The sequence below is a fragment of the Aeromicrobium sp. Root472D3 genome (assembly GCF_001426485.1).
In the GTDB taxonomy this organism is placed as follows: Bacteria; Actinomycetota; Actinomycetes; order Propionibacteriales; family Nocardioidaceae; genus Aeromicrobium.
Map to the genome: position 1 here is coordinate 385843 of NZ_LMET01000001.1, position 18380 is coordinate 404222.

15 protein-coding genes are annotated in these 18380 nt (G+C 72.2%); 6 read left to right on the top strand and 9 right to left on the bottom strand.

Translation table 11 applies throughout. The annotated features are described in order from the left end of the window. Position 1: 1 nt before the first annotated feature. The 7 genes from ASD10_RS01925 to ASD10_RS01955 all read right to left on the bottom strand — a co-directional run bounded on the left by ASD10_RS01925 (position 2) and on the right by ASD10_RS01955 (position 9091). Positions 2-1165 (bottom strand): acyl-CoA dehydrogenase family protein, encoded by a 1164-nt coding sequence (locus ASD10_RS01925; protein ID WP_056603819.1) that lies wholly within the window; start codon positions 1163-1165, stop codon positions 2-4. Beyond that, the gene (locus ASD10_RS01930) at positions 1162-3093 is read right to left on the bottom strand and encodes a biotin carboxylase N-terminal domain-containing protein (protein WP_082555964.1); all 1932 of its coding nucleotides are present in this window, start codon (positions 3091-3093) and stop codon (positions 1162-1164) included. Before ASD10_RS01930 ends, ASD10_RS01925 begins: the two co-directional genes overlap by 4 nt. An 80-nt stretch (positions 3094-3173) precedes the next feature. After that, positions 3174-4778, bottom strand: a complete 1605-nt coding sequence (locus ASD10_RS01935) for an acyl-CoA carboxylase subunit beta (protein ID WP_056603821.1) — start codon at positions 4776-4778, stop codon at positions 3174-3176. Next, positions 4778-5917: an acyl-CoA dehydrogenase family protein gene (locus tag ASD10_RS18990; RefSeq protein WP_056603824.1), complete on the bottom strand. Its 1140-nt coding sequence runs from the start codon at positions 5915-5917 to the stop codon at positions 4778-4780. Before ASD10_RS18990 ends, ASD10_RS01935 begins: the two co-directional genes overlap by 1 nt. Next, a complete protein-coding gene (locus tag ASD10_RS18995; protein WP_056603826.1) occupies positions 5914-7686 on the bottom strand; it encodes an acyclic terpene utilization AtuA family protein in 1773 nt (590 codons plus the stop codon). The genes ASD10_RS18990 and ASD10_RS18995 overlap by 4 nt, the downstream gene beginning before the upstream one ends. Then, positions 7683-8486 carry a TIGR03084 family metal-binding protein gene (locus tag ASD10_RS01950; protein ID WP_082555965.1) on the bottom strand — a complete coding sequence of 268 codons (804 nt, stop codon included), beginning with the start codon at positions 8484-8486 and terminating at the stop codon, positions 7683-7685. Before ASD10_RS01950 ends, ASD10_RS18995 begins: the two co-directional genes overlap by 4 nt. Next, a complete protein-coding gene (locus ASD10_RS01955; protein WP_235501732.1) occupies positions 8483-9091 on the bottom strand; it encodes a TetR/AcrR family transcriptional regulator in 609 nt (202 codons plus the stop codon). Before ASD10_RS01955 ends, ASD10_RS01950 begins: the two co-directional genes overlap by 4 nt. A gap of 177 nt (positions 9092-9268) precedes the next feature. Between ASD10_RS01955 and ASD10_RS01960 the strand changes: the two genes are divergently transcribed. Next, a complete protein-coding gene (locus tag ASD10_RS01960) occupies positions 9269-9847 on the top strand; it encodes a PepSY domain-containing protein (protein ID WP_056603831.1) in 579 nt (192 codons plus the stop codon). An 81-nt stretch (positions 9848-9928) separates the two neighbouring features. After that, positions 9929-11764: a DUF3352 domain-containing protein gene (locus tag ASD10_RS01965; protein ID WP_056603834.1), complete on the top strand. Its 1836-nt coding sequence runs from the start codon at positions 9929-9931 to the stop codon at positions 11762-11764. Between the two features lie 66 nt (positions 11765-11830). On the opposite strand, the gene ASD10_RS01970 is transcribed toward ASD10_RS01965, so the two are convergent. Both ASD10_RS01970 and ASD10_RS01975 read right to left on the bottom strand, forming a co-directional pair. Continuing rightward, complete coding sequence (locus ASD10_RS01970; protein WP_162248815.1) at positions 11831-12973, bottom strand: alpha/beta hydrolase; 1143 nt, start codon at positions 12971-12973, stop codon at positions 11831-11833. A 60-nt stretch (positions 12974-13033) separates the two neighbouring features. After that, positions 13034-13687 carry an SIMPL domain-containing protein gene (locus tag ASD10_RS01975; protein ID WP_056603841.1) on the bottom strand — a complete coding sequence of 218 codons (654 nt, stop codon included), beginning with the start codon at positions 13685-13687 and terminating at the stop codon, positions 13034-13036. 117 nt (positions 13688-13804) lie between these two features. On the opposite strand from ASD10_RS01975, the gene ASD10_RS01980 reads away from it, so the two are divergent. From ASD10_RS01980 to ASD10_RS01995, 4 genes are all read left to right on the top strand, one after another. Further along, on the top strand, positions 13805-14305 hold the full coding sequence (locus ASD10_RS01980) for a PaaI family thioesterase (protein WP_056603843.1): 501 nt from the start codon (positions 13805-13807) through the stop codon (positions 14303-14305). A 50-nt stretch (positions 14306-14355) separates the two neighbouring features. Then, positions 14356-15675, top strand: coding sequence for an ATP-dependent 6-phosphofructokinase (locus ASD10_RS01985; protein WP_056603846.1), 1320 nt, complete (start codon positions 14356-14358; stop codon positions 15673-15675). A gap of 290 nt (positions 15676-15965) precedes the next feature. Further along, positions 15966-17255 carry a bifunctional o-acetylhomoserine/o-acetylserine sulfhydrylase gene (locus ASD10_RS01990; RefSeq protein ID WP_056603849.1) on the top strand — a complete coding sequence of 430 codons (1290 nt, stop codon included), beginning with the start codon at positions 15966-15968 and terminating at the stop codon, positions 17253-17255. Between the two features lie 59 nt (positions 17256-17314). Continuing rightward, positions 17315-18364: a homoserine O-acetyltransferase gene (locus tag ASD10_RS01995; RefSeq protein ID WP_235501733.1), complete on the top strand. Its 1050-nt coding sequence runs from the start codon at positions 17315-17317 to the stop codon at positions 18362-18364. Positions 18365-18380: the final 16 nt, after the last annotated feature.

The window sequence follows — 18380 nt, forward strand, 5'->3', positions numbered from 1 at the left end:
CCTAGTAGGACTTGGGCAGGCCGAGGCTGAACTGGGCCACGAAGTTCAGCGCCATCTCGCGGCTCACCGGGGCGATGCGCGACAGGCGTGACCCCGCCAGCATCTGCACGAGACCGTACTCGGTGGCCAGGCCGTTGCCGCCGTGCGTCTGGATCGCCCGGTCGACCGCGTTGCACACCGCCTCGCCGGCGGCGTACTTGGCCATGTTGGCGGCCTCCGCCGCCCGCATGACGTCGCCCGCCGCGTACAGCGCGGCGGCCTTCTGCGTCATGAGCCGGGCCATCTCGATCTCGATGTGCGTCTGCGCGAGGGGGTGCGCGATCGCCTGGTGGGCACCGATCGGGGCCTTCCAGACCGTGCGCTCCTTGGCGTACTCGGACGCCTTCGCGAGGGCGAGCCGCGCCGTGCCGAGCGCGAACGACGCCGCCATGATGCGCTCGGGGTTGAGCCCCGCGAACAGCTGCTCGATGCCGGCGCCCTCCCCGCCGATCAGCGCCTCGGCGGGCACCAGGACGTCGTCGAAGAACAGCGTGAACTGCTTCTCCGGCGACACGATGCCCATGTCGATCTCCTGGTACGTGAACCCCGCGGAGTCGGTGGGCACGAGGAACAGCGCCGGCTTGAGCGTGCCGGTGCGCGCGTCCTCCGAGCGCGCCACGACCAGCACGTGGCTGGCCTCGTCGACGCCCGAGATGTACGTCTTGGTGCCGGTCAGGCGCCAGCCGTCGCCCTCGCGGTACGCCGTCGTGATGATGTTGTGCGAGTTGGAGCCGGCGTCGGGCTCGGTGATCGAGAAGGCGAACGTCGACGTGCCGTCGGCGAGCCCCGGCAGCAGCGACTTCTTCTGCTCGTCGCTGCCGAACTGGGCGATGATCGTGCCGACGATCGCCGGCGAGACGACCATCAGCAGCAGGGGGCTGCCGGCCGCCGCGAGCTCCTCGCAGACCGCGGCGAGGTCGCCGATGTCGCCACCCCCTCCGCCGTACTCCTCGGGGATCGAGACCCCGAGGAACCCGTTGCGGCCCGCCTCGGCCCACAGCTCGGTGGTCTTGCGCCCGTCGCGTGCGGCCTCCTCGAAGTAGCTGCGGCCGTACTTGGCGCCGAGGGCGGCGACGGACCTGCGCAGCGCGAGGCGCTCCTCGGACTCGGTGAATGCGACGGTCATGCGTTCTCTCCTTCGATGACGGCCAGGACGGCACCGGACTCGACCTGCGAGCCCGCCGTCACCGACAGCTGGGTCACGACGCCGTCGGTCGGCGCGGTGATGGTGTGCTGCATCTTCATGGCCTCGAGGACGACGACGACGTCGCCCGCGGAGACCGTCTGGCCGTCGGTCACGGCGACCTCGACCACGGCGGCCGGCATCGGGGCGAGGAGCGATCCCTCGGCGACGACGTCCGACGGGTCGACGAACCGCGGCACCGGCACGAGGTCGAGCGAGCCGTGGGGCCCGTCGACGTCGACCGACCCGGCGGCGACCGCGACGTCGTAGGTCTCGGTGACGCCGTCGACGTCGAGCACGACCCGTGTCGGCGTGGCGTCGAGGACGGTCACGGTGGCGTCCGTGACGATCGCGAGCCGGCCGCCGCGGTTCTCGTACGCCACCGTGAGGACGTCGTCCCCCACGGCGTACTCGCGCACCCGCGGCGCCGACGGCACGTTGCGATAGGCCGGCGCGATGCGCGTCAGGACCTTCGCGCCGGACGCGGCGGCGGTCGCCTCCGCCAGCGCGGCCGCCCAGGCGCAGCGGTGCAGCACCTGCTCGTCCGTCGCCGGCGCCGTCCACGCCTCGAGCCGGTCGTCGAGCAGCGTCGTGCGCAGGTCTGCCGCCTCGAACGACTCGTCGGCCAGGATCGCCCGCAGGAAGGTCAGGTTGGTCGTCAGCCCGTGCACCCGCGAGCGTCGCAGGACGTCGCCGAGCCTCCGGACGGCCGTGAGCCGGTCGGGTCCGTGGGCGACGATCTTCGCGATCATCGCGTCGTAGTGGATGCCCACCTCCGATCCGGCCTCGACACCGGAGTCGACCCGGACGCCCGGGCCCGCGGGGACGTCGAACGTCCGCAGGGTGCCGGTCTGCGGCTGCCACGAGTCCGCGGGGTCCTCGGCGTAGAGGCGCACCTCGACGGCGTGCCCGGACGGCGGCGGCACGTCGCCGACCAGCGGGCGACCCTCGGCGACGGCGATCTGCAGGGCGACGAGGTCGAGGCCGAAGACCTCCTCGGTGACGGGGTGCTCGACCTGCAGGCGGGTGTTCATCTCGAGGAAGAACGCCCTGCCCTCGTCCGACCCGGTGCCGGAGACCATGAACTCCACCGTGCCGGCTCCGACGTAGTCGACGGCTCTGGCCGCCGCCCGTGCCGCGTCGTGCAGGGTCGCGCGGACGGTCTCGGACAGGCCCGGCGCGGGCGCCTCCTCGACGACCTTCTGGTGGCGCCGCTGGATCGAGCAGTCGCGGTCGCCCACGACCCAGACCGTCCCGTGGGTGTCGGCCATGACCTGCACCTCGACGTGGCGGGCGGACTCGAGGTAGTGCTCGACGAAGACCGTCGGGTCGCCGAACGCCGAGGCGGCCTCGGCGGACGCCTGCTCGATCGTGCGCTCGAGGTCGTCGAGGTCCCGGACGACGCGCATGCCGCGGCCACCTCCACCGGCGGACGCCTTCACCAGCACCGGCAGCTCGGCGGCCGTGATCGCGTCCGGCTCCAGGCGGCCGAGCTGGGGCACGCCGGCGTCGACCATCAGCTCCTTGGCGCGGATCTTGTCGCCCATCGCCTCGATCGCGGACGGCGTCGGGCCGATCCAGACCAGGCCGGCCGCCTCGACGTCGCGCGCGAACTGCGCGTTCTCGGACAGGAAGCCGTAGCCGGGGTGGACGGCGTCGGCGCCCGCCGCGAGCGCCGCCGCGACGACGAGGTCACCTCGCAGGTACGTGTCGGACGGCGCGTTGCCGGGCAGCCGGACCGCGACGTCCGCCTCGCCGACGAACGGCGCGGACCCATCGGCGTCCGAGTACACGGCGACCGTCCGGATGCCGAGGTCGCGGCACGTGCGGAACACCCGCCGCGCGATCTCCCCCCGATTGGCGACCAGCACCCGCGAGATGTGGGCAGCTGATGTCGATCTCGCCGGAGTGGACCGACCGAAGGTGCCCACTTCTCGTGCATTGGTGGCGTTCACAGGCGGAACACTCCGTATCCCTCGGTGCCGTGGACGGGTCTGGTGTTGATCGCGCTCAGGCAGATGCCGAGGATGGTCCTCGTGTCGCGCGGGTCGATGACGCCGTCGTCGTAGAGCATCCCGGACGTGAAGTACGCCAGCGACTCCTTCTCGATCTGCTCCTCGATCATGGCGCGCATCGCCGCGTCACCGTCCTCGTCGTACGGCTGTCCCTTGGCCGCGGCGGCACCGCGGGCGACGATCGAGATGACGCCGGCCAGCTGCGCCGGGCCCATCACGGCCGACTTGGCGTTGGGCCAGCTGAACATGAAGCGCGGGTCGTACGCGCGTCCGCTCATGCCGTAGTGGCCGGCTCCGTACGAGGCGCCCATGACGACCGACAGGTGCGGCACGGTCGAGTTCGAGACCGCGTTGATCATCTGAGCGCCGTGCTTGATGATGCCGCCCTGCTCGTACTCGGCGCCGACCATGTAGCCCGTCGTGTTGTGCAGGAACAGCAGGGGCGTGTCGGTCTGGTTGGCGAGCTGGATGAACTGCGCCGCCTTCTGCGCCTCCTCGCTGAACAGCACGCCCTGCGCATTGGCCAGGATGCCGATCGGGTGCCCGTGCAGGCGGGCGTAGCCCGTGACGAGCGACGTCCCGTAGAGGGGCTTGAACTCGTCGAAGGGGCTCGATCCGTCCGTGGTGCCGTCGACGACGCGGACGATGACCTCGCGGGGGTCGAACGGGATCTTGAGATCGGTCGGGACGATCCCGAGCAGCTCCTCGGGGTCGTGGGCGGGCTCGGCGTACGTCGGTGCGGGCGTCGTGCCGGCCTTGCGCCAGTTGAGGTTCTTGACGATCGAGCGCCCGATGCGGATCGCGTCGTGCTCGTCGACCGCCAGGTAGTCGGCCAGGCCCGACGTGCGGGCGTGCATCTCGGCGCCGCCGAGCGACTCGTCGTCGGACTCCTCCCCCGTGGCCATCTTGACCAGCGGCGGGCCGCCGAGGAACACCTTCGCCCCCTCCTTGACCATCACGACGTAGTCGCTCATGCCCGGCACGTACGCGCCGCCGGCGGTCGAGTTGCCGAAGACCAGCGCCACGGTCGGACGCCGGTCGGCGCTGGCGCGGGTGATGCTGCGGAACGAGCCGCCGCCGGGGATGAAGATGTCCTTCTGCGTCGGCAGGTCGGCACCGCCCGACTCGACCAGGTTGACGGTCGGCAGCCCGCACTCGTCCGCGATCTGCGCGGCCCGCTGGCTCTTGCGCAGGGTGCTCGGATTGCTCGAGCCGCCCTTGACCGTGGGGTCGTTGGCCACGATCAGCACCTCGACGCCCTCGACGACGCCGATGCCCGTGACGACCGAGGCGCCGACCGTGAAGTCGGTGCCCCAGGCCGCCAGCGGCGACAGCTCGAGGAACGGCGCGTCGGCGTCGACGAGCAGCTCGATCCGCTCGCGGGCCGTCAGCTTGCCGCGGCGGCGGTGCCGCTCGATGCTGCGCTCGCCGCCCGCGTCGACCGCCAGCCGGTGCTGGGCGGCGAGGTCGGCGACGCGCTCGAGCATCCGCTCGCGGTTGGCGCGGTACGTCTCGGACGTCGTGTCGACGGCGGTCCTCATCACAGTCCCATCAGCTTGGCGGCCAGATCGGTCATGACCTCGGTGGCGCCGCCGCCGATGCCGAGGATGCGGGCGTCGCGGTAGTGCCGCTCGACCTCGGACTCGCGCATGTAGCCCATGCCGCCGAAGATCTGGACGGCCTCGGAGACGACCCACTCGCACGCGGCGACCGAGACGTTCTTGGCGACGACCGCCTCGAGCAGCGGGCTCTGCCCGGCCGCGGCCAGCTCGACGGCCTCGCGGGTCAGGGCGCGGGCGGCCGCGGTGCGGCTGTGCATCTCGACGAGCTTGTGGCGGATGACCTGACGCGTCACGAGCGGCTTGCCGAACGTCTCGCGCTGCTTCGCGTACTCGGTCGCGAGGTCAAGGGTGCGCTGCGCCGTCGCGTAGGCCTGCGTCGCGAGGCTCAGCCGCTCGTTGACGAACTGGTCGACGATCAGCGAGAACCCGCCGTCGACGTCGCCGACGATGTTGGACGCCGGCACCCGGACGTCGTCGAACGTCAGCTCGGCGGTGTCGGAGCAGTGCCACCCCATCTTGCGCAGCGGCTGGGACACCGTGAAGCCCGGCAGCCCCTTGTCGATCACGAGCAGGCTGATGCCGGCGAAGCCGGGCCCGCCCGTGCGCACCGCGGTCGTGACGAAGTCGGCGCGCACGCCGGACGTGATGAACGTCTTGGCGCCGTTGACGACGTACTCGTCACCGTCGCGGACGGCGCGGGTCGTGAGCCCCGAGACGTCCGAGCCGCCACCGGGCTCGGTGATGCCGAGCGATCCGATCGTCTCGCCGGCCAGGGTCGGCCGGACGTACCGGTCGACCAGGTCGGCGCTGCCCCTGTCGACGATGTGCGGGATCGCGATGCCGTGGGTGAACAGGCTCGCGAGCAGGCCGGTCGACCCGCCCCCGGCCATCACCGCCTCGGTCATGATCGTCGCGTCGACGATGTCGCCCCCGCTGCCGCCCAGCTCCTCGGCGAAGCCGATGCCGAGCAGACCGACGTCCGCGGCCTTGCGGTGCAGCTCGCGCGGAAGCACGCCCGCGTCCTCCCAGGCCGGCAGGTGCGGGGCGATCTCCTTCTCGGTGAAGGACGTGACCATCTCGCGCAGGGCGAGACGCTCGGGGGTGGTCCAGACGGTCATCGGGCGGCCTCCGCGGCGGTGTCGGTCGAGTGGTCGGTCAGCAGGGCCGTCGGCACGTCGACGACGCGGGCGCGCAGCCACTCGCCGACGCCCTTGGCCTGCGGGTCGAGGCGGGTCGACGACGCGACGCCCTCGCCGAGCAGGCCGTGGACGACGACGTTGACGGCGCACAGCGTCGGCAGGAGGTGGACGTCGACGTCGAGCCCGGCCGCCTCGGGCAGCAGCTCGCGCACCGTCGCGACGTCGAGCAGGCCGACGAGCCAGGCGTAGGCGTCGTCGCGGGCGGGGTGGTCGGCCGGGATCCAGACGCCGATGTTGGCGTCGCCGCCCTTGTCGCCCGACCGCGCGTGCACCAGGCGTCCGAGCGGGGCACGGGTCGTCGCGGACGTCCCGCCGAGTGGTGCACTCCCGGCTGCGAGCGGTGCGGTCCGGTCGGACACGCCGTCCCAGATCGACCGATCCGCACCGTTCGCGATGTCCGGGGCGGGGACGGGTTCGCGGCGGCCGTCGGGGTGCACCACGACGTGGGGGACGTCCGACTGCTCGACGTACGCGGCGCTGTAGACGCCGTAGGGCGTCGCGGCCGCCGGGGGACGCGAGACGCTGAACCCGGGGTACGACCCGAGCGCGAGCTGGATCGCGGCATCGCTGAAGGCGCGACCGACCGGCTCGGGCGCGGCGCTGCGGACGTGCATCCGCAGCAGCGACGTGGCCTGCGCCTGCGTCGCCGGGTCGTCGACGCCCGTGCGGTCGAGGTGCCACTCGACGACGTCGGGCCGTGCGCCCGTCGCGGTCATCGCGGCCTGCATCTGGCGCTGGAGCAGCGCCGCCTTGGCCTCGACGTCGAGGCCTGTCAGCAGGAACTCGACGCTGTTGCGGAAGCCGCCGACCGAGTTGAGGCAGACCTTCGTGGTGGACGGCGGCGCCTCGCCGACGACTCCCGTGACGGCGACGCGGTCGGGGCCCTGCTGGGTCAGGACCACCGTGTCGAGACGGGTCGAGACGTCGGGTCCGAGGTAGAGCGGCGACTGCACCTCGTACACGAGCTGGGCCGTGACGGTGTCGACCGTGACGGCCCCTCCCGTGCCCGCGTGCTTCGTGATGACGACCGAGCCGTCGTCCGAGATCTCGGCGATCGGGAAGCCCAGAGGAGTCGACATGTCGACATCGGCGAATCCGGAGAAGTTGCCGCCGGTGGCCTGCGTCCCGCACTCGACGACGTGGCCGGCGACGACCGCTCCGGCCAGCCGGTCGAGGTCGTCGCGCCCCCACCCGAAGTGCGCGATGGCGGGCCCGACGACGACCGACGCGTCGGTGACGCGCCCCGTCACGACGACGTCGGCTCCCGCCTCGAGGGCTGCGGCGATGCCGAAGGCGCCCAGGTAGGCGTTGGCGGTCAGGGCGTCCGCGCCGAACCGCTCGCTCAGGTCGTCGCCCTCGACGTGCGCGATCGAGACGTCGACGCCCTGCTCGTCCGCGATGCCCCGCAGCCGCTCCGCGAGACCCGCCGGGTTGAGGCCGCCGGCGTTCGTGACGATGCGGACCCCACGCTCCGTGGCCAGCCCCATCGTGTCGGCCATCTGCCGCACGAACGTCTTGGCGTAGCCGAGCGACGGGTCCTTCATGCGGTCACGCCCGAGGATCAGCATCGTGAGCTCGGCGAGGTAGTCGCCCGTCAGGTAGTCGAGGTCACCACCCTCGAGCATCTCGCGCATCGCCGACAGGCGGTCGCCGTAGTAGCCCGAGCAGTTGCCGACACGGATCGTCATGGGCGGTCGCCCCGGTCGGCGAGGCGGACGGGATCGGCGCCCGGCATGCCGGCGAAGGCCTGGACGATCGACAGCCAGTGCGCCGCGTGCTCGCCGTGCGCGACGACGTCGACGTCGTCGAGGTGCCGGCGGCGCGTCGCGAGCAGCGCGAAGTCGTGCCCGGAGCCCGTGACCCGCTCGTCGGCGTCGGCCGGCCCCCACGTCCAGAGGTCGCCGTCGGGGCCCGTCAGCTCGACCCGGACGTCGACGCCGGGGTCGGTCTCGCCGTGCACGAGATACGCGTAGCCCCGGGCCCGCACCCCGATGTGGCACACGTGCCGGGCGCGCGACGTCGTGGGGATCGTGATGCCGAGCGCCTCGCCGATGTCGTGGCCATGCGCCCACGTCTCCATGATGCGCGCGGTCGCCATCGAGGCGGGGCTCATGGGCGGCCCGAACCACGGCACCTTCTCGCCGTCCGGCACGTCGCGCAGGGCCGCGTCGAGCTCGACCCGCCCCTCGCGCCACACCATCAGCAGGTCGCCCGGCGGGATCAGCGCGGTCTCGGCCGACTGCGCGTCGACGAAGCCCGTGGGGTCGGAGGCGGCGGCCCGCAGCATCTCGGCGAACGCCTCGGGCTCCTGCAGGGCCGTGAGCGACGCCGTGTCGGTCCAGTGCAGGTGGGCGATCTGGTCGGTGACGGTCCACCCTTCGGGGGTCGTGACGGTCGCCCAGGCGGGTTCGGCCAGCCCGGCGACCCACTGGTCGAGCTGCACGCTCTCGGCCGTCAGGTCGGACAGGACGTCGTCGAGGGTGCTCATGACATCTCCAGCTCGTGCTCGAGGACCGTGGCCCATGAATCGAGGACGGTCGCCCGTCGTCGTGCGTCGTCGGTCAGCGAGGCGGCCAGACCCAGGCCGCGGACGAGGTCGAGCGTCGCCTGGACGAGCTGGCGGTTGTCGCCCTTGGTCTCGTCGATGCCGAGCAGCTCGAGCGCGTAGGCGTGCGTCTCGCGCCCGATCCGCCGCTCCAGGGGCGCGACCGACTCGCGCAGCTCGGCGTCGGTGCGGGCCGCGACCCACAGCTCGAGCGCGGCGAAGAACACCGGCGACACGAACTGGTCGGCCAGGATGTCGAGCACGCCACGGATGCGGTGGTCGCCCGTGAGGCGGTCGGCGTGCCGCCGCATGTCGTCGCGGCGACGGTCGGTCAGGTGCTCGACCGCCGCGACCACGAGGGCCTGCTTGCTCGGGAAGTGGTGCAGCTGCGCACCGCGGCTGACTCCTGCGCGCCGGCTCACGACGGTCGTCGTGGTGCCCGACCAGCCGAGCTCGACGAGCGAGTCGACCGTCGCCTCCATCAGGCGCAGGCGCATCGCGCGGGTGCGCTCGCCCTGGGTCGCGCGCACGGCGGCTTCGGTCGTCACCCGACCAGCATGCGCCGAGAACACACAAACAGTCAAGCCTGCTTGTTTGTCTCGAGGGTGCGCGGCGAATATAAGAACGCCCTCACGGCGGTCTCACAGCGTGCTCACGTGCAGGCGGTGGGATGGGGTCATCGACACTCCCCCTCCCGCTCACCCACCCCGATCACAGGAGACACCATGCGCACCACCTCGTTCCGCCCCCGCCTCGCCGCCGTCGGCGCGATCTCGGCCCTCGCCCTCACGCTCGGCGCCTGCGGGGGCAGCGACGACGAGGCCCTGTCGTCCGGAGACCGCGAGAAGGCCTCGGCCGCGGCGCTCGCGTACGTCGGCGGAGGCGCCGTCACGGACGCCGAGCGCGGCGACGGCGACGACCGGTACGAGTACCAGGTCGAGGTCACGCTCCCGAACGGCACCGACATCGACGTCGAGCTCGACGACTCCTTCGCCGTGACCAACAGCCCGCCGAAGGCCGCCGACTTCGCGACCGACGACCCGTCGGCCACGCCGACCGGCGCGGCACCCACCGACGCCTCGCCGTCGGCCGTCGCCCCCGAGGACGACCGCGGCCTGCTCGGCGAGACCAGGACGAAGGCCGAGGCCGCCGCCCTCAAGGCCACCGGCGAGGGACGCGTCACCGGGACCAGCGGGAGCGACGACGCCGACCACGTGTACGAGGTCGACGTGCTGCTGCCGAGCGGCGAGGACGTCACGGTCGAGCTCGACGCCGACTTCGCCGTCACCACGATCGATCGCTGACAGCTGTCAGCAGGCGGTGAGACAGGGCGTCCTCCTCGGCTAGGCTCAGACGACCCAAGAATCCGCTGAGAAGGATCCCGCATGAGCGACCAGACTCCCGTCCCGCCTCCTCCGCCGCCGCCCCCGTCCGAGCCGAGCGTCGTCCGGGCTCCGTCCGCCGCCGCGGCACCGCCGCCCCCGCCGCCCCCGCCGGCGCCCGACGCCCCGGCCGCGACCGGCGGCGGCACGCGCGGTCGCGGTGCGCGCACGGCGATCGTCGGCGGCGTGGCGGCGGCGCTCGTGCTGGGCGGCGGGCTCGGCGCCTACGCGGTCTACGACCGGCTCAGCGGAGGCGGCACCCAGCCCGACGACGTCCTGCCGGCCTCGACCCAGATCTACGCGCGGGTCGACCTCGACCCGTCCGCGAGCCAGAAGATCGACCTGTTCACGCTGCTGCGCAAGGTGCCCGACCTCGCCGACGAGGCCGGCATCACGAGCGACGAGGCCGACATCCGCGAGCTCGTCTTCCCGCAGATCCTCGCCGCCTCGTGCGACGACGTCGACTACGAGAAGGACGTCGAGCCGTGGATCGGCGACCGCATCGGCGTCGGCGCCAACGTCGAGGACAAGACGGCCGTCATCGCCGTCCAGGTCACCGACGAGTCGAGGTCGCGCGACGGCATCAAGCAGCTGTTCGAGTGCGCCGGCGAGGACTACGGCCTGGCCTACCTCGACGGATACGCGCTGATCTCGCCGAAGCAGGCCGACGTCGACCAGGCCGTCGCGGCCACGAAGAAGGCGTCGCTGGCCGACAGCGAGAAGTTCTCCGAGGACGTCGACGAGCTCGGCGAGCAGGGTGTCGCCTCGGCGTGGATCGACCTCGAGGCGCTGTCGTCGATCCCCCAGGCCAAGGAGGCGCTCGGCACCGAGCTCGACCGGGTCGTCGCGATGGGCTCGGTCGCCACGGCGCTGCGCGCCGACGGCGACGCGATCGAGCTCGCCGTGCTGAGCGGCGTCGACGAGAAGCGCAGGAGCACCACGAAGGGGACCCCGCTCGGCAAGCTCCCCGCCGACACCGTCGCCGCCCTGTCGGTCGCCGGTGTCGGTGACCAGGTCTCCGAGGCGTACGACTCGTTCGTCGAGGAGCTCGACCGGCAGTTCTCCGGCGGCGCCGGTGACACGGGCCTCGACGGCACCGCGTCCGACCCGTCCGACGCCCTGGCCGACCCGGTCCTGGCGACCGTCCCGACCCCCGATGTCCCGACCGTCCCGACGCCCGACGTCCCGACGTTCCCGACGCCGACGACCGAGCCGTCGGACCCGACCGAGCCGGCCGACCCGTTCGGCTCCGACCCGACCGATCCGTTCGCGAGCCCGGGCTTCGACGTCGAGCGCTTCCTCGACAGCATCGAGGCCGAGACGGGGCTGCAGCTGCCCGCGGACCTCGAGACGCTCTTCGGCGACAACCTGACCCTCGCGATCGGCTCGAAGAACCTCGAGAAGCTGCCGACGCTCTCGGGTCCCGAGGGCCTCAGCACGCTCGACCTGGCGCTCGCACTGACGTCCGAGAAGGCCCCTGCCCTCGACCTGGTGCAGCGCATCGCGAAGCTGGCCGGCGACAATGGCATCCCCCTCGTCGCGTCGCCGACCGACGACGGCGCCGTGCTCGCGACCAACCAGGGAGCCGCCGACGAGATCGCCGATCCCGACGGGTCGCTGGGCGACCAGGACGCCTTCACGAGCGTGATCCCCGACGGCGACGCCGTCGGCGGCCTCTACGTCGACATCGGCACGATCCTCGACCGGCTGCTCGAGGCCGATCCGCCGGCCGACGTGCGCAAGGGCATCGAGTCGGCCAAGGCCCTGCGGGCCCTCGGCGCCTCGTCGACGACGGACGGAGACCGCTCGCTGACCCGCGTGCGCCTGTCGTTCAAGTAGTCACGCACCCGACGCCGGGGACGGACCGCTCGCTGCGGCTCGTCCCCGGCGTCGTCGCGTCGTGGGTCAGGCGGCCGAGTCGGGGACCATGCCCGCGATCTGCTCGGTGTGCGCCTCGGGGTCGACCGATGCGGGACGGTCGAGCTCGCCGACCGCCCGCCGGGCGAAGTCGGCCGCCAGCTGCAGGGCCATCTCGCTCTCGGGCAGGACGTCGGCCAGCACGGGGAACGCGTGCACCTGCTTGCGCCACAGGTGGGTCTCGACCTCGACCCCCCGCTGCGACAGCAGCAGCGCCATCGCCTCGACCTCGGGTCGCAGCATCTCGTCCTCGACCGCCACGAAGAACGTCGGCGACGAGATGTAGGCGCTGGCGTGCAGCGGCGAGGCGTACCCCTCGATCGAGGATCCCTCGGGCAGCCAGCGCTCACGGATCTTGGCGAGCCGCTTGACCGGCAGGTACGCGTCACGCGCCGGCGCGACCCGCACGACCTCCTTGTCCTCGCGATCGGGGTCGACGCTCAGCAGCGGCGAGAACCCCAGCAGGGCGGCGGGTGCCTGCAGGCGACGTCGGGTCGCGAGCTCGGCGATCTTCATCGTCAGGTACCCGCCGGCCGAGTCGCCCGCGACGACGATCTTGTCGGGGTGCGACGTCTCGTCGAGCAGGGCCTGGTACGCCGTGATCGCGTCGTGCACCGAGTCGGCGATCGACCCTTCGGGCAGCTGCACGTAGTCGACCGACACGACGGTCGCGCCGGTCTTGAGCGCGAGCCGCTCGCAGATGCGGCGGTGGGTCTCGATGCCGCACGAGAAGAAGCCGCCCCCGTGCAGGTAGAGGATCGTCATGTCGCTCTCGGGGCCGAAGCGGTGCGTCATCGCCTCGACGCGCACGCCGCCCAGCTCGTGCTGGACGGGCTCGACGTAGCGCGAGCGCGGGCCACGGGACGAGAACGTGTCGAGCGCCCTGATCGCCGCGAGCGAGCGGTCGTTGATCGGCGTGTACTGCAGCAGCGGCTTGAAGACGATGCGCATCGTGCGCTGCAGCAGCCGCGCGCGCAGGCTGAACGACTCGTGCACGATCGCCTCGTCGTACACGACCCGCATGGGGCCGCGGCCGCTGCGGACCGGCCGGTCGCGCTGCGGACGTTGACGTCGACGAGGCACCAGGCCCAGGAGCCGGGCCGCACGGTCACGGACGGGAGACCACCACATGACGGCCAGCATACCCGCAGTATGTGAGGGTGCAGGGGCCGAAACCCCTGCACGGCCGGGCTAGTCGGCCTGGAAGCGCGCGTCGACCTCGACCCGGACGACGATCTCGGCCGGCGTCAGGTCGAGCTCGGGACCCTGGCCGTCGGACAGCGCGAACGCCTTCGCCATCGGCGCCGCCGGCGCCTCGCCGGGGCCCGTCAGCATGCCGGGGTCGGCGAGCTGGACCGCCACGACCTTGCCGCGGCGCACCGCGGTGGCGTACGCCTGGGCCTTGACGACGGCGTCGTCGACCGCCGCCTTGCGCACCTCGGCCTCGACGACCCGGCGGCTCTTGGCGCTGACGTCCCACACGACACCGCCGACCTCGACGCCGTCGACGCTCGACCAGTGGTCGAGGAAGCTGCTGAGCCGCTCGAAGTCGGTGAACTCGGCCCGCACCCGCACCCTGGCCACGTGCACCGCGGGCCCACGCCGTCCGTCGCCGTCCCACGGCCGGTGGCTGAACACGCGCACCTGGTCGCTCGACCACGTCTCGACGGCCCGCAGGTCGGCGAGCTCCTTGAGCTGGCCCGTCAGCGGGTCCTGGATCGCGAGGGCGTCGGCGAACGCCTGCGCCTTGTCGGACCTCTCGATCGCGGCGGCCAACGAGACGGTGGCCCGTTCGGCGGGGTGGTGCTGCTCCGCGGAGCCGCGGACGGTGATGTCGAGCGTCATGGCGCCATCTTGCCCCATGCCGGGTGCCGGCACTGCCCGGATCGGGCGCCGCGGTCCCCCGCTAGGCTCGCGGCACCCGATCACCTGGCGACACGACGGCGACGACGAAGAGGCACGATGACCGAGCAGACGCAGAAGTCGAAGACCATCACGTGGGTCGACCCGCTCCCCCAGGCCGCGCTGGCACGGACGATGTCCGGGCTGGACTACCTGCAGGCCATCATCGACGGCGACGTCCCGGGCGCCCCGATCGCGAGCCACATCAACATGGAGTTCGTCAGCGTCGAGACCGGCACCGCCGTCATGGCCGCGACCCCGGACGAGTCGCACTACAACCCCATCGGGTCGGTGCACGGCGGCTTCTTCGCGACGCTGCTCGACTCGGTCTGCGGGTGCGCGGTGCAGACGACGCTGCCGGCCGGCACGGCGTACACGTCGCTCGACCTCACGGTCAGCTTCCTGCGCGGCATCACGGTCGACACCGGTCGGGTCGTCGCGACCGGCCGCGTGACCAAGCCCGGGTCGAGGGCCGCCTTCGTCGAGGCCGACATCAAGGACGCCGCCGGTCGCCTGCTGGCCACCGCGACGTCGACGTGCCTGGTCTTCCCGGTCGGCTGAGCCTGCCGGAAGGCCCGAACGTGAGGTTCTCCTCGGAGTAGGATCGCCTCGTGGTCACTCTCGCCGATCTCCAGGTCCGCTCGCTCGGTCCGTGCACCGTCAGCAGCCCGCTCGCGATGTACGTCAACGAGCGCGAGACCAACGAGTACTACGTCGGCGAGACCGACCGCGTCCTGTACGACGACACGATCGAGCTGATCACGGCCCGCGGCCTGCCGCTCGAGGAGCTGCCGACGTTCGAGGCCGGCGGGCCCCGCCGCTCGATCTTCTTCGACCCCGCCACGACCAAGGTCGGGGTCGTGACGTGCGGCGGGCTGTGCCCCGGGCTCAACGACGTCATCCGGGCGATCGTCCTCGAGCTGCACACCCACTACGGCGTGCACGACGTCGTGGGCTTCCAGCACGGCTACGCCGGCATCGTCGAGGCCAACGGGCACGCGGTCGTGCAGCTCACGCCCGAGTACGTCGCCCGCATCAACGAGCGCGGCGGGACGATCCTCGGCTCGTCGCGCGGCGCGCAGGACCCCACCGCGATCGTCGACCGGCTCGTCGAGCTCGACATCGACATCCTGCTGGTCATCGGCGGCGACGGCTCGATGCGCGGAGCCCACAACATCGGGCGCGAGATCGAGGCACGCGGGCTGTCGATCGGCATCGTCGGCGTGCCCAAGACGATCGACAACGACATCCCGCACATCGGCCAGAGCTTCGGCTTCTCGACGGCGTTCTCGAAGGCCGCGGAGTCGATCAAGGCGGCGCGCGTCGAGGTCGAGGCGGCCGTCGGCGGCGTCGGCATCGTCAAGGTCATGGGCCGCCACGCCGGCTTCATCGCCTGCTACGCCGCGCTGGCCAACCACGACGCCGACTTCGTGCTGATCCCCGAGGTCGAGTTCTCGCTCGACGGCGAGAACGGGCTGCTGCCCCTGCTCGCCCGCCGCGTCGCCGAGCGCGGCAGCGCCGTCATCGTCCTCGCCGAGGGTGCCGGCCAGGAGCTGATCCCCGCCGACGACCGCACCGACGCGAGCGGCAACGCCGTCCTCGGCGACATCGCGGGCTTCCTGCGCGAGCAGATCGGCAAGGACTTCGCGAACCGATCGCAGCCGTTGACGATGCGCTACTTCAACCCCGGCTACGCGATCCGCTCGGTGCCGGCCGACGCGTCCGACTCGGTCTACTGCGCACGCCTGGCCCAGATCGCGGTCCACGCCGCGATGTCGGGCCGCACCGACATGGTCGTCGGGCGGCGCCGCCACCGGTTCGTCAACGTGCCGATCCCGTTCGTCACGGCCGGGTCGCACAGCGTCTCGCCCGACGGCGACCTGTGGCTCTCGGTGCTGGAGTCGACCGCCCAGCCGTTCAGCATGCGCTGAGGCCGAGCGAGCTCTGCGAGCGAGCGCCGAGGCGCGCCAGCGCAGCGTGAGCGGTGCGCGGCGAAGCCGCCCTGCTGCGAGGCGTGGCGGGTGATCGAGCCCGGGTGGGGCGCCGGAGGGCGGACCGCAGCCATCAGACCTACGTCAGGGCCCCTTCGCCCCGCTCACGGTCGGCCGCAAACGGCCTCCCCAGGGGCCGGTGGCTCCGTGCCACATCGTGAGACGCCCTTGTCGTGCAGCGAGACGGTGGCACTGTCGGAGGACAGACCTTCGACCTCCCGGGAGACACCATGAGCGACACCTGGTCATTCGAGACCAAGCAGATCCACGCCGGACAGGTTCCCGATCCGGCCACCGGCGCCCGCGCCCTGCCGATCTACCAGACGACGTCGTTCCAGTTCCGCGACACCGACCACGCGGCCGCGCTGTTCAGCCTCGCCGAGCCCGGCAACATCTACACCCGCATCATCAACCCGACGCAGAGCGTCGTCGAGGAGCGCCTCGCCGCGCTCGAGGGCGGCGTGGGCGCCCTGCTGTTCGCCTCCGGCCAGGCGGCCACGACCGGCGCGCTGACCAACGTCGCCGAGGCCGGCGACCACATCGTCGCGTCGGCCAGCCTGTACGGCGGCACCGACAGCCTGCTGCGCCACTCGTTCCCGAAGCTCGGCATCACCGTCACGTTCGTCGAGGACAACAACAACCCCGAGGCGTGGCGAGCGGCCGTCCAGGACAACACCAAGGTGTTCTTCGGCGAGACGGTCGGCAACCCCAAGGGCGACGTCCTCGACCTCGAGGCCATCTCGGCGGTCGCCAAGGAGGTCGGCGTGCCGTTCATCGTCGACAACACCATCGCGACGCCCTACCTGCTCAACCCGTTGCGGCACGGCGTCGACACCGTCGTCCACTCCGCCACGAAGTACATCGGCGGGCACGGCACCGCGATCGCCGGCGTCGTGATCGACGGCGGCACGTTCGACTACGGCGCCCACGGCGACAAGTACCCCGGCTTCACCGAGCCCGATCCGAGCTACCACGGCCTCAAGTACGCCGAGGCGCTCGGACCGGCCGCCTACATCTCGAAGCTGCGCGTGCAGGTGCTGCGCAACACGGGTGCCGCGATCGCGCCCTTCAACGCCTTCCTGCTCGCCCAGGGCCTCGAGACCCTGAGCCTGCGCATCGAGCGGCACATCGAGAACACCCGCGCGGTCGCCGAGTGGCTCGAGGCCCGCGACGACGTCTCGAAGGTCACCTGGGCGAGCCTGTCGAGCAGCCCGTACAAGCAGCTCGCCGACCGGTACGTGCCGAAGGGCGCCGGAGCCGTGCTGACGTTCGAGCTGCCGGGTGGGCTCGAGGCCGGCAAGGCGTTCATCGACGCGCTCGAGCTGTTCAGCCACGTCGCCAACATCGGCGACGTCCGCAGCCTCGCGATCCACCCCGCCAGCACGACCCACTCCCAGGGATCGCCCGAGGAGCACGCCGCGACCGGCGTGACGCCCGGTCTGGTGCGCCTCGCGATCGGCCTGGAGGGGATCGACGACATCCTGGCCGACCTCGAGGCCGGATTCCGCGCCGCGAAGTGAGCCTGGCCCCCGGCATCGATCCCTCTCTCGTCACGGGCGCGTGGCGGGAGGGGGATCCCGTGGGTGGACGGACCTTCACCGATCTCGGCGACCTGACCCTCGACTCGGGTCGCGTCCTCGCGGACGTCCGGCTCGCGCACGAGACGTGGGGGACGTTCGACGGCGGCAACGCCGTGCTGGTGCTGCACGCCCTGACGGGTGATAGCCACGTCGTCGGCGACGCCGGCCCCGGACACCCCACACCGGGGTGGTGGGGGACGCTGGTCGGCCCCGGTCGCCCGATCGACACCGACCGCTTCTTCGTCGTCGCGGCCAACATCCTGGGCGGCTGTCAGGGCTCGACCGGACCGGCCTCGCTGGACCCGGACGGCATGCCGTGGGGCGGCTCGTTCCCGTCCCTGACGGTCCGCGACCAGGTGCGGGCCGAGGTCGCCCTCGCCGACCGCCTCGGCATCGACCGGTGGCACAGCGTGATCGGCGGATCGGCCGGCGGCATGCGGGCCCTGGAGTGGGCCGTCGAGCACCCGGCGCGCGTCGAGCGGCTGTTCCTGCTGGCGACGTCGGCGGCGGCCTCGGCCGAGCAGATCGCCCTGTCGCGCACGCAGGTCGCGGCGATCGAGAACGATCCCGCCTGGTTCGACGGCGACTACTACGACGGCCCCGTCGGACCCCTCGCGGGCCTCGACCTGGCGCGACGCATCGCGCACATCGCCTACCGCAGCGAGTCCGAGCTGCAGGACCGCTTCGGTCGCCAGGTCGAGGACGACGGGACGTGGTCGGTCGACTCGTACCTGCAGCACCACGGCGCCAAGCTGGTCGGACGCTTCGACGCCAACTCGTACGTCGTGCTGACCTCGGCGATGGACACCCACGACATCGGTCGCGACCGCGGAGGCGTCGAGTCCGCGCTCTCGCGCATCACCGCCCGGACGGTCGTGGCGGGCATCGACTCCGACCGGCTCTACCCGCTGCACCAGCAGCAGCTGCTGGCCGATCTGATCCCCGGTGCCCGCGGGCTCGACGTCGTGACGTCCGCGCACGGCCACGACGGGTTCCTGGTCGAGTTCGACCAGGTCGGCGAGCTCGCCCGCGCCCTCCTCGCCCGCTGACGAGGGGGTTTCCGCC

Excerpts from the sequence above, each read along its gene's own strand:
- ASD10_RS01925 (WP_056603819.1), bottom strand. The coding sequence starts at position 1,165 with ATGACCGTCGCATTCACCGAGTCCGAGGAGCGCCTCGCGCTGCGCAGG.
- ASD10_RS01935 (WP_056603821.1), bottom strand. The coding sequence starts at position 4,778 with ATGAGGACCGCCGTCGACACGACGTCCGAGACGTACCGCGCCAACCGC.
- ASD10_RS18990 (WP_056603824.1), bottom strand. The coding sequence starts at position 5,917 with ATGACCGTCTGGACCACCCCCGAGCGTCTCGCCCTGCGCGAGATGGTC.
- ASD10_RS18995 (WP_056603826.1), bottom strand. The coding sequence starts at position 7,686 with ATGACGATCCGTGTCGGCAACTGCTCGGGCTACTACGGCGACCGCCTG.
- ASD10_RS01950 (WP_082555965.1), bottom strand. The coding sequence starts at position 8,486 with ATGAGCACCCTCGACGACGTCCTGTCCGACCTGACGGCCGAGAGCGTG.
- ASD10_RS01960 (WP_056603831.1), top strand. The coding sequence starts at position 9,269 with ATGCGCACCACCTCGTTCCGCCCCCGCCTCGCCGCCGTCGGCGCGATC.
- ASD10_RS01965 (WP_056603834.1), top strand. The coding sequence starts at position 9,929 with ATGAGCGACCAGACTCCCGTCCCGCCTCCTCCGCCGCCGCCCCCGTCC.
- ASD10_RS01970 (WP_162248815.1), bottom strand. The coding sequence starts at position 12,973 with ATGTGGTGGTCTCCCGTCCGTGACCGTGCGGCCCGGCTCCTGGGCCTG.
- ASD10_RS01975 (WP_056603841.1), bottom strand. The coding sequence starts at position 13,687 with ATGACGCTCGACATCACCGTCCGCGGCTCCGCGGAGCAGCACCACCCC.
- ASD10_RS01980 (WP_056603843.1), top strand. The coding sequence starts at position 13,805 with ATGACCGAGCAGACGCAGAAGTCGAAGACCATCACGTGGGTCGACCCG.
- ASD10_RS01990 (WP_056603849.1), top strand. The coding sequence starts at position 15,966 with ATGAGCGACACCTGGTCATTCGAGACCAAGCAGATCCACGCCGGACAG.